Below are 10,709 nucleotides of genomic sequence, written 5' to 3'. Positions count from 1 at the left end.
GCTTGAGCAGCAAAACCACCCTGTATATTTTGTGAATCTGCAGTATTATAAAGAATGCCTAATTGATTACCCCATTGTAAACCACTATGGCTAAAAAGTCTTTGAGTGTTTAAAGTTGAAATGAAAATATTTTTTTTAGTTCTTGTGCTTGAAATACTTCCAACTTCACCAGGATTCCCTTTATTTTGTGAACCAAAAACAGCATCAAATTTTATTTTTCCTAAAAATGGATTAAATGTACTTAGCCCAAGACTAGCAGCATATTTTTTAAAATCATTATTTTGAAGGGATTCAAAGTAGCCTTGATTGGGATTTAAAACAGAATTACTTGAATTGAATACAGGATAATCTTCTTTGCTACTTGTGTATTCAGAAGTCGTAATAATCTCAAAATTTTTACGAGGCTTTAAAGAATAAACTCCAGAGAGTTGATTATAATGAAATGACCCGGTCTTTCCTGTTACTTTAAAAGCATTGATTTTATTTTCTTGATCATAAGTAAAACAATCTGAACGCCTACAACTTTGAATATCAATATCACCACTTATTACCATAGAACTTAACCAGAAAGGGGGAGAATCTGGATAAATATTTAATAAACCAATGTTAGACAAAGGTAATAACGAAACATTCTGTTCCCCACTTCCAGCACCCGCTAAAGGAATTCCATTAAAATAATAAGAAGGTTCAAATGCTCTTGATCCCCTTAAACGAATTCTTAAAGCACCAGCCTCTCCTCCAAAATGCTCTACCTGAGCAGATGTAATTTTATCCGCAAGATCAGAAAAACTTTTAGGAGAAGGGGCGCTACCTGGAATTATTTTAGAAGAAATGGTTTCTTGATTTATATTTCCTAAAGAAGGATCGTCAAGTATTTCAAGAGATTTATTAAATTTATTCTCTGAATTTGATTGTTTCTTTATTGTTTCATTTTCTGGAATAATAATAATTGGTATGCTTTTTTGTGCATAGGCACAAATTGGAAATAAAGCAAAAGCAAACACAAAAATTGGGCGCATAAATATATTCTTTTTTACAGGAGATCCCCACGGATCTTTATCTATAAACGTCTACAAAGGACGTATGATGGCAGGTCTTCGGACTTTAAAGCTTTTCTTAAAAATAAGTTTTTCTACTTTCTGCGGCTTCCCAGTTTCCCAGTGCCATATTGCAAATTTCGCTCTTTAACACCGCTGCGGGACAGTTTTAGACTCTCACTAAATTCCCTTTTAATTTGTAGGATTTTATTTTGATCTGAATCTTTATAAAATTTACAAAACCATCAACCATAAACATTTGTCATAAGAAAGGAAACATGTCAAATTTTATTAAAAGTAGAAAAACACTTTTGACAAGTTAAACATTTTAAAATTAATATATTTATTGATAACCATTTTAATGTTTAAGGCAATAACAATGTACTTGAAAAAAATAATACTTATATTTCTTTTTTTAAATTTTAAATTAATCACTTTAGCAAAAAGTGAAAGTCTATTTATCGTCCGAGGTGACGGAGAATATCCCCCTAACGAATTTACTGAAAATTCAAAGATTAAAGGAGTCCATGTCGAGTTAATTCAAGCTGTCTTAAAAAAATTAAAATGGACATATAAATATGAGAGTTATCCTTGGTCAAGAGCGCAAATTATGGCGAAAAAAGGAGATGTCGATGCCATAAGTTATATTTCACAGAATCCAGAACGCAATAAATATTTATGGTTTGAAAATTCTTTATTGTCCGAAAGTAATTTCTATTTTTGGATTTTGGCAAAGAATAAAGATAAAATATTTTATGATGGAGATATCAATAAATTTGCTAAAAGCATTTCATCGCTTGGATTGATCAAAGGGTTTTATTATCAAGATATCATCATAAAGAGCCCATTTAATCTTGAATATAGTAACAATGAAAACACTACGCTTCAAAAAATGCTAAAAGAACGCATGCCTGTTTATTTTGGTGAGTTTTATACATTTGACATTCTTTTGAAAAAAGAAAAACAAAGAAATAATTTTATAAATTTAAAACCAAGCATTTATGTTGCTCGAAATTATATCGCTTTTTCTAAGAAACGAAACAAAAGTAAAGAGGAGCAGGAGTCAGCTCATAATAGAGCGATTTCTTTTAGCAAGGAATTAAATAATTTTAAAAAAACACAAGAATATAATCTTATTTTAAAAAAATATAATGCTGAAGAATGATATTTTTAATTTTATTATTTATTAAAGCGTTTTAAATACTCATAGTTTGTTTTCTGATTATTATTACTTGAACATGTTGGTAAAACAAAAGTTGAAGAACAAGGATTATCTCTTTTAACGGACCACATATGGAGCCCGCTTAAATTAAATTGATTCGCAAATATTTTTAATTTATCTGCATCATAAAGACTGAAAGTTTCTGTCGTTACATCGTTTAAACCTATCATTGGCGTTATTTCTATCATTTGCCAAATATCATTATCTGAATAATTTGAAAATTGAATTTTTAGAAATGAAAATAAATTATTTGCTGCCTGTATTGCATAGTCCGCCATATTTTGATTATAAGAATAACCATAATCCATAGCCATAATATTAACTTTAAAATGAATTCCTTCAGACTTAGCAGCTTTGATTAACCACTCCCCATCTGCTGTTAACCCTTCAGGCATTGTAGCTAAGGTAAATGTTATTTTTGTTTCGGGATGATTTAGCTGAAATTTTTTTATAGCTTTTAGAATTTTTGTGATTGACTTATAATCAGATTGAAAACTACCTTCAATGTCAAAATCCAATCCATTTGGGTGATAAACATTATATATATTTTCATATATTTCTAACAAATTATTTATTTCACATGCCAAAGCTAAATTTAATCCATTTGCACCACCAATTGAAATAGAATATTTTTTATTATTTTCTGTTAATTTATCCGTAAGGTATTTTCCCCACTTTGAATCAATGGACATGGCTGAAATTCCAGCCCATCCTGCACTACATTTTCCTTCTATGGATTGAATAAAAGCTAAAATAAACTCATCTGTTCTTGTTTTATTTGCTATTGGAACGAGATCGAATGGTCTTCCATTGGGATAGTTCTGCCAGTCATTCCAAATAGCTCCAACAGTAATATCATCATATGGTGCCATTTTTATTTTTGGATTTAATGTATCCGCAGAAACAATATTTTCAATAAATAAAAAATTTAAGACTAATATAATCAATGATAAAAAATATTTAAAATAATTTATATTCATCTATATCTCCATATTTAAAATTAAGAAAATTTATATAGATTTTAAATTATATTGAACATAAAATTTTTTTTTTTATTTTTGACAAAATATTGATATGAAATTTTTTCCTAATTTTACTTTAAATTACTTAAAAAAGCGAATGATTTGGCGCACCGCTCCTGGTATAATAGAAGTTGTCTTAGTAACTCTAGTTAATATTTTATGATTTAACTTTTTCTTATTTAAAGAATTTTTTAAAGAGTTTTGTGAAAAACGAGCTTCTGCATCTTGAACTCCTTCAATACGCGCCCAGTTTTCACTTCCTCTTGATTGAGACTTTAAATAAACAGAATGAAAGTCATAATGATTATGTTCTTTCATAAAACACCTCTTTTCTAAAATAGTTACTTTCAATTCAAAATCGATTTGGAAAGTTATCGACTTAAATTATATTTATAATTGCAACTTTCATAGATACAGAATTGCCTATATAGAAAAAACTGTACCTATGTTTTTTTGAAACTGTACTGGTAATTATGGCACAAATATGCTACAAAAATGAAACACTTTTAATTTATATTTTATATTTAAGTGTTTGTAAGGGTAGAAATCAATGGCTGGTTTTAGAAAAATTAATATTGACAGTTCAAGTGATAAAACTTATTCAGATCAAATAGTAGAACAATATATAAGAGCAATTCAAACCGGTACACTTTTAGTTGGATCTAAATTACCAAGCATACGTGATTTATCTTTAACATTAAAAATTAATAAAATTGGAGTTATTACAGCTTATAATAAACTATGTGATGCTGGATACATTAAGGCAAAAGCAGGGAGTGGTTATTATGTTACTTACAAGCCACAAAAAAAATCTGATCACACTTCTGATAAAACGGTTTCTTCAATAAACCAAGATCCGCCAATAACAATTCAAGATATTTCGAATCAACCCCTTTTTTATCATTCCAATGAAAGCATTACAAATTTAGGGGGAAATGAAATTCCTAAAAACTTAGGAATAATGGAAGACCTTAGAGGGATAACAAGAACAATTTTTTCAAATAATTCAATTATATATCAGTACCCAAATAGACAAGGATTTCTCCCATTAAGAGAGTTTATTGCCTTTGAACTTGAAAACAAAGGAATGCCAATATTTAATGCCGACCAAATTTTAATATGTAATGGTGCAATTCAAGCACTAAATATTGTTTTAAATACTTATTTGTCTCCTAATGATCATATTGTTATTGAAGCCCCAAACTATGAGTTCTATTTTTCATCTATCATATTAAAAAAATATCAACATATATATTTAGAAAGAACCCCTGAAAAAATTAATTTAAGTGAAATGATTAAGTCTGAAATTAAAAATAAAAGGCCTAAAATTTTTATATTATATTCAAATTGTAACAATCCTACATCAGGTATTTTAAGCTCTGTTGAAAGACATGAAATTATAAATTTAGCTAAAGAAGTTAATGCAATTATAATTGAAATGGATATTTATAAAGGGCTCAATTATGATGATTTTGTTCCTCCCTATCTTTCAGCAATGGATGGATTCAATCATACTATTTATATTTCAAGCTATTCTAAAATATTTGCTCCAGGAGTCCGGATTGGTTATTTGGCATCAAATAATGAAAAAATTCAAAAACTATTGCTTATGAAAACTTTTCATCAAATTACCTCTTCTTTAATCGATCAACAAATTGTATATGAAATGTGTATACGAGGAATATTAAAAAAACATATTCATAAATTAAAAGATAGCTATAGATCAAAAAGAGATACTCTTATTTCTATGTTAAAAAAAACATCTCCTCAAGGATCAAAATGGAATCATCCAGAAGCAGGGATGCATTTATGGTTTGAATTTCCTCAAGGCGAAGATTTAAAAGTTATTGAAGAAAGATCTTTCGAGAAAAAAATTTCTATTGCACCAGGATATTATTTTTATCCTAACAAAATAAATTGCAATTTTATGCGAATCAATTTTGCTAATCTTGAACCCGTTCAAACCTATAATTCATTAGAAACAATTTTTACCATATGGAGAAATGCTTCTTCAAGAAAATGGATAACAAAAAAATGATTGATATTTTATCGCAAAAAGCCAAAATAGGTTTTTATTTTCATATTCCTTTTTGCCCACATATTTGTCCTTATTGTGACTTTATAAAAACATCAAAATTCACGAAAAAAGATACTCTTGATTATTTTAATGAATTGAAAATTCAACTTAAATTTTTCATAGACAATATTCCTGAATATCACAAAAAACATATTACAGTTTATTTTGGAGGTGGGACTCCTGGTCTTTTTGAAGCATCTTATTACAAAGATTTTTTTGATATTTTAAATTCTTTTTTCTATATTGAAGAAGCAACTCTAGAGACAAATCCTTTAACTAATTTAGAAAGACGGTTTGAAGATTATTTAAATGTTGGTTTTAATAGAATTACATTAGGAGCTCAATCACTTTGCTCAAATGCACTTAAAATATTAGGCCGAAAACATACGCCAGAAAATATATTAAATAATATAAAATGGGCAAAAAATGCCGGTTTTAAAAATATTCAAGTTGATCTTATTTATGGATTAAAAAATGGAGTAAGAACAATACCTATAAAAGATGAAATTGAATCTTTATATGGCTCAGGAGCTTCTGGAATATCCGCTTATGCTTTGACTATTGAAAAAAGAACTTTATTTGCTAAAACAGATTTTGCCAACGACGACATTGCGGTTCAAGAATATTATGAAATATTATCCAAATGCAAATCCATTGGTTTTCAGCAACATGAAACAAGTAATTTTTCATCTTTAGATACAAAACACAATAATATTTATTGGTATGGCATGCCATATATTGGTATAGGAACAGGTTCTCATGGCTTACTTCCTTCCACAAAAGAACATCCATATGGTATTCGTTACAAAATAGGCGAGGATTCTGATGCATCTTATGCACCAGGAAATGATAAACTTATTTTTTCTGACAAAAAGGAAAGGGTGAAAAATTTTTCTATCCATTATGAAACTCCTAGAAGTAAACAAGATTATATATCTGAAATGATATTTACACTTTTAAGAACACCAAATGGAATTCCTTTAGATTGGCTTAAATTGTATAGCAATAACAATGATATTTTAAACATATTATCAAATAATTCAAAAATAAATAGGGCAATTCAAGAAGGAAAAATTCTTTTTTCAGAGTGTTCTATATCCCTAAGTCCCGAAGAAAAAATAAGAGGTGATTCCTGGGTTGCAGATTTTATCTCCTTGATTTAAATTTTTACTCTTCATAAAATATAGAAAGATACAATTATATTTTTTAGATCAATTTGAGAATAAATTGAGATTCTTGAGGATGAATATTTTATGATAGGCTTATTGAAAATATTTATAATTATATTTTTTATTTGCTTTTTATCAATATCTTATGCTCAAGTTGATCCGACAATTCCCCTTCCACAAAGAAATTTACAAAATAATTTAACAAATCCAATTATTAACGATAACCCTTTTATAGAGCAAAAAGTGCCTACCGTAAAAAAACAAAAAAATATTCCTTCAAATTCAACAAACAATCAAAATCAAATGAAAAAAGAAAATGAACCTATAGATGATAGTGAAGAAGAAAAAGAAGAGAAAAAAGAAGCAAAAGAAGAAAAATCGGATAATAAAGAGGAAACTCCAGAAGACAAAGATGAAGGTCTTTTTGGTCCCTTTAGAATTGGACCTATGATTGGTATTGGAGTATTAATGGGGCCAAATATCAGCATAGAATCTAAAATTTTTAGATATATCGGACTATCTGTGAGCTATGGCTTTTATAATAATTTTGATATGTTTAGATTTTCAAATATAAAGTCAATTTTAAATTCACAGACGCAAGATTTTCAATTTAATACTTTGACTTTATCCTATTCACAACTTGAGGGAAAAATAAGTATCTTTCCATTTGGAGGTAGTTTTTTTATAGGAGCTGCTTATGGAAGAAGACTCATAAATCTTTACTCAACAGGAACTCTAAACGTAACAATACCAAATTATCCTGTAAAAATTTCAACTCCATTTAATGAAAATATTACTATAAATTCTACCTACTGGACTCCACAAATGGGATTACTTGCAACTTGGAGCGGAAGTTATGGATGGTTTGCTATAGGAACAGAAATTGGAGTTCAGTTGACATTAGATTCTACAGTAACAACCTCAACAACATTATCCGATCCTACGGCACAATCGCTCTCATCTTATGTTTTTGCTTCACCAGAATATACCGCTTTATCAAATCAATTGAGCGACTCAATAACTACAAAGCTGAAAGAATATCCATTACCTTATTGGAATATTTTAAAAATTGGTTGGATATTTTAAAGCATCAATATTATAATAATATTTAAATAGAAATACGATAAAAATGTTTGGCATTGGTAAATAAAATATTGTGAATATCTTTTGTTTCAAAATTATCTATTATTTTTTTTACATCATTTTCTGTAAATGGAATTGGTGCACGAGTAGAAGGTAAATCTGTTCCAAAAATAACAGAATTTGGATTGATTTTAATGAATTCATGTATTGCATTAACGGGATCAAAATTAATTCTACCAAATCCAGTTGCTTTAATGATTCCTCCTTTTTCTACAAGTTTTTTTAAAAATACGATACCTTCTTTAGAAAGGCCTAAATGATCTACTGAAAATTTTTTTAATTTTAAAATTTTTGGCATAAGATCTTTTAAATCTTTTGAATCAATATAAATTTCTGTATGCCATTTTACAAGATCATAAACTCTATTTCCAAAGCTCTCTATTTCTTGAATAGATGCAGAACCACCACGTTTCACATTAAAACGAATTGCTCTAATTCCAAAAGAATGTAATTTTATAATTTCTTCATCAGTAATATTACTTGGAATTTGAGTCACCCCAACAAATTTTTCACCTAACAGTTTTAAGGCATGAATCAAATAAGACTGATCAAATTCTTGAAAAGAACCAGAAACAACGGCGCCTCCCACAATATTTAAATTTTTTACTGCTATTTTATAATTATCAACATTAAACTCTTCAGGCAGAAATCCATTATTTTCAATCAAAGGAAATTTTTTATCAATAATATGAAAATGGGAGTCAAAAATTTTAAAATTTTCCATAATAATCAGCCCCTATTTAAAGATAAAATCTTTAAAAAAATAATAACAAAAACCATTCTTATTTTAATATTATAATTGATAAAAATCAATTATAATATTAAAGATTTGTTAAATTTTATTAACGATTTATCTATATAATTTACCCAATGTTAAATAAGCGCCGCCTTCATTTGGAAACTCTTTATAATTCCAATTTTGACATGATGATGTTTTCAATTTATCTTCTTCTTTTCCTGATATTACTATTTTTTCACCAGACTTGTATTTAACACTTACTAAACCCCAACTACTATATGGAATAGAATAAGAAGCAACTCCTACAAGTGCAAATTTCTTTGAATCATCTAAACTTTTGCATTGATTTACAAGAGCATCACAAAATTCATTTGCTTCTTTAACGGTTTCAAAAGTATGATTTACATCCAATACAGGAGCGGCATGTTTATTAAATGCTAAATTACCTCTTATCCAAATACCTCTACTACTTTCTAAAGTTCCTTTCTTATGAAACATATTAAAATTTTGATTTTCTTTTGCCCATTCCCAGTTATATGTGTTGTATTCATTAACGCAAAATAAATAAGAGCCTCTCCAATCTAAACTAGAAAAGTCCCAATCAGCGTGAGCAGAAAATGAAAAGAAAGAAGAAATTCCAAATAAGCAAGAGGATAATAATTTATTTTTCATCGTCATAACCCTTAAATAAATAAGTTAAACATCAATTTAATTAGAAAAAAATTAAATTTATTTGTTATATTAAAAACAATAAGATATATAAAATTAAATTATTATTTTAAAATAATAACAAAATTTACAAAGCAATTTTTATACCAAAAATTTTCTATCTCTAAATTTTTATTTTTTTTAAATTAACTAAATCTAAAATAATGAATTTTTTTTAGAATAGGAAAGAATTGTAAAAATAAAATCTTATTTACAATAAATTCATAAGCAGTTGTTAACTTTAGTTAAAAATTTTTTGATGAATTTTATTAAAAATATGAATTATTTAAAAAATAATAAATCTATTCTTTTAAAAGATGAGATTTTTCATCTATAATAAAAATAAAGTATTATTTATTTTATTTTAAACGGTTATAGTTTTTTGGCCTTTTTTATTTTCCTTGCCATTACAATAAATTTAATAAATTTTGTAAGTAAAAGAATAAAAGCAACACAAAGAACGGCAAAAAAAGTATCTAAGTTACGGTAAAATAAAATATATATCCCTTTATCTGAAGCGATATTCATAATAATAGAAATCATTGCAGTTAAAAATAAAGTAAAAGACCCATAATGTTTAGATGCTCCTAAAACAACAAATAATAAAATAGGTATCATAAAAAGCGATAATATATATTTATCTGTAATAAAACTTATGGGTATAGAAACCAAACTTCCCAAAACTGTACCCAGAAACCGATGCTTCATTCTTTGAAAAGAATCAAAATGATCCATTTTTAAAACCAGAAGAGCTGTCATAGGAAGCCAATAACCATCAGGAAACTTTAAATATTGTGAAATATAATACGTTAACAAAACAGCTACAATTAATTGAAAAGCATAAATAATAACGGAAAATGTCATAGGCTGAAAATGAGGCAGTTTGAATGTTTCTTTTAGATGTAGACTTTTCTGCTTTAAGAAAGCAGAGCCAATAAGTAAACTAAAAATGATTCCTGATCCGAGAAAAAAAGAAAGAGCATTGTAAAAAGCACTCAAGGCATTATTTGCTGAAAATCCAGTGCCAATTATAAAAAGACTTGAAGACAATAATAATACTGTAAAAAAACCGGTGCCACCTAAAGTTGATAAGGCAAGGAGGATCATTAAAATAATAATTCCGATAGATACGTATAATATATCTGATTGAAGGTAACTACCCAGTCCTGTTGTCATAGTTGCCAAGAGGCAAAGCCAAAATGAATATTTTATTTTTTTTTGAATGGTAAAATGGAAGACATTAGAACAAAGCAAGGCAATCACAAAAGAGGCAAAAGCTGCTATTACCAAGTATAACTCAGATTGCTTGGTATAAACATGAAACATACAAAAAAGACAAACGACAACACCAGTTAATAAACCAAAGTAAAAATTATACCTTGATATATGAAAGTACTTTTCTTTCCATTTATATATCATTTCATATGCCCCTTTTTATTTATTATACTTAATTTTTTTTTAAAAATATAGATAAAGAGGTTTTGCAATTCACTCTTATTCAACTAGAAAAAAAGAATAGACTGCAAAAATAGTCTTAAAAAATTAAGACTATTTGATTTAACATATAAAATAATGAATGCGAATTATTGACT

General features: G+C 27.6%; 10 protein-coding genes and 1 riboswitch. Of the genes, 4 read left to right on the top strand and 6 right to left on the bottom strand.

What is annotated here, in order from left to right; all coding sequences use genetic code 11:
• Nucleotides 1–1,019, bottom strand: a 1,019-nt coding sequence (locus tag ACIQ56_RS09480) for a TonB-dependent receptor plug domain-containing protein (RefSeq protein ID WP_397600822.1), incomplete at its 3' end; no start/stop codon positions are given.
• 51 nt (nucleotides 1,020–1,070) lie between these two features.
• Nucleotides 1,071–1,299: riboswitch (cobalamin riboswitch) on the bottom strand.
• Between the two features lie 117 nt (nucleotides 1,300–1,416).
• Between ACIQ56_RS09480 and ACIQ56_RS09475 the strand changes: the two genes are divergently transcribed.
• Nucleotides 1,417–2,202, top strand: a complete 786-nt coding sequence (locus ACIQ56_RS09475) for a substrate-binding periplasmic protein (RefSeq protein ID WP_397600821.1) — start codon at nucleotides 1,417–1,419, stop codon at nucleotides 2,200–2,202.
• 14 nt (nucleotides 2,203–2,216) lie between these two features.
• Here the strand turns inward: ACIQ56_RS09475 and ACIQ56_RS09470 are convergent, their stop codons facing one another.
• Together ACIQ56_RS09470 and ACIQ56_RS09465 are read right to left on the bottom strand one after the other, a co-directional pair.
• Nucleotides 2,217–3,239: a chitinase gene (locus ACIQ56_RS09470; RefSeq protein WP_397600820.1), complete on the bottom strand. Its 1,023-nt coding sequence runs from the start codon at nucleotides 3,237–3,239 to the stop codon at nucleotides 2,217–2,219.
• A 123-nt stretch (nucleotides 3,240–3,362) separates the two neighbouring features.
• Nucleotides 3,363–3,599, bottom strand: a complete 237-nt coding sequence (locus tag ACIQ56_RS09465; RefSeq protein ID WP_397600819.1) for a hypothetical protein — start codon at nucleotides 3,597–3,599, stop codon at nucleotides 3,363–3,365.
• A 232-nt stretch (nucleotides 3,600–3,831) separates the two neighbouring features.
• Between ACIQ56_RS09465 and ACIQ56_RS09460 the strand changes: the two genes are divergently transcribed.
• From ACIQ56_RS09460 to ACIQ56_RS09450, 3 genes are all read left to right on the top strand, one after another.
• Nucleotides 3,832–5,319: a PLP-dependent aminotransferase family protein gene (locus tag ACIQ56_RS09460; RefSeq protein WP_397600818.1), complete on the top strand. Its 1,488-nt coding sequence runs from the start codon at nucleotides 3,832–3,834 to the stop codon at nucleotides 5,317–5,319.
• Nucleotides 5,316–6,521: a radical SAM protein gene (locus ACIQ56_RS09455; RefSeq protein ID WP_397600817.1), complete on the top strand. Its 1,206-nt coding sequence runs from the start codon at nucleotides 5,316–5,318 to the stop codon at nucleotides 6,519–6,521. Before ACIQ56_RS09460 ends, ACIQ56_RS09455 begins: the two co-directional genes overlap by 4 nt.
• Before the next feature lie 90 nt (nucleotides 6,522–6,611).
• Entirely contained in the window at nucleotides 6,612–7,613 is a 1,002-nt protein-coding gene (locus tag ACIQ56_RS09450) for a hypothetical protein (protein WP_397600816.1), read from the top strand.
• A 22-nt stretch (nucleotides 7,614–7,635) separates the two neighbouring features.
• On the opposite strand, the gene ACIQ56_RS09445 is transcribed toward ACIQ56_RS09450, so the two are convergent.
• From ACIQ56_RS09445 to ACIQ56_RS09435, 3 genes are all read right to left on the bottom strand, one after another.
• A complete protein-coding gene (locus tag ACIQ56_RS09445; RefSeq protein ID WP_397600815.1) occupies nucleotides 7,636–8,394 on the bottom strand; it encodes an amidohydrolase family protein in 759 nt (252 codons plus the stop codon).
• Nucleotides 8,395–8,520: 126 nt separating this feature from the next.
• Complete coding sequence (locus ACIQ56_RS09440; protein WP_397600814.1) at nucleotides 8,521–9,081, bottom strand: hypothetical protein; 561 nt, start codon at nucleotides 9,079–9,081, stop codon at nucleotides 8,521–8,523.
• A 408-nt stretch (nucleotides 9,082–9,489) separates the two neighbouring features.
• Nucleotides 9,490–10,536, bottom strand: a complete 1,047-nt coding sequence (locus tag ACIQ56_RS09435; protein WP_397600813.1) for an FUSC family protein — start codon at nucleotides 10,534–10,536, stop codon at nucleotides 9,490–9,492.
• Nucleotides 10,537–10,709: the final 173 nt, after the last annotated feature.

Source organism: Silvanigrella sp. (assembly GCF_044369315.1).
Lineage (GTDB): Bacteria > Bdellovibrionota_B > Oligoflexia > Silvanigrellales > Silvanigrellaceae > Silvanigrella.
Note: the sequence above shows the minus strand (reverse complement) of the source record. Positions and strands in the feature narration are given on the sequence as shown.

Coding starts and splice junctions, on each gene's coding strand:
- ACIQ56_RS09475 (WP_397600821.1), top strand. CDS start 1,417: ATGTACTTGAAAAAAATAATACTTATATTTCTTTTTTTAAATTTTAAA.
- ACIQ56_RS09470 (WP_397600820.1), bottom strand. CDS start 3,239: ATGAATATAAATTATTTTAAATATTTTTTATCATTGATTATATTAGTC.
- ACIQ56_RS09465 (WP_397600819.1), bottom strand. CDS start 3,599: ATGAAAGAACATAATCATTATGACTTTCATTCTGTTTATTTAAAGTCT.
- ACIQ56_RS09460 (WP_397600818.1), top strand. CDS start 3,832: ATGGCTGGTTTTAGAAAAATTAATATTGACAGTTCAAGTGATAAAACT.
- ACIQ56_RS09455 (WP_397600817.1), top strand. CDS start 5,316: ATGATTGATATTTTATCGCAAAAAGCCAAAATAGGTTTTTATTTTCAT.
- ACIQ56_RS09450 (WP_397600816.1), top strand. CDS start 6,612: ATGATAGGCTTATTGAAAATATTTATAATTATATTTTTTATTTGCTTT.
- ACIQ56_RS09445 (WP_397600815.1), bottom strand. CDS start 8,394: ATGGAAAATTTTAAAATTTTTGACTCCCATTTTCATATTATTGATAAA.
- ACIQ56_RS09440 (WP_397600814.1), bottom strand. CDS start 9,081: ATGAAAAATAAATTATTATCCTCTTGCTTATTTGGAATTTCTTCTTTC.
- ACIQ56_RS09435 (WP_397600813.1), bottom strand. CDS start 10,536: ATGATATATAAATGGAAAGAAAAGTACTTTCATATATCAAGGTATAAT.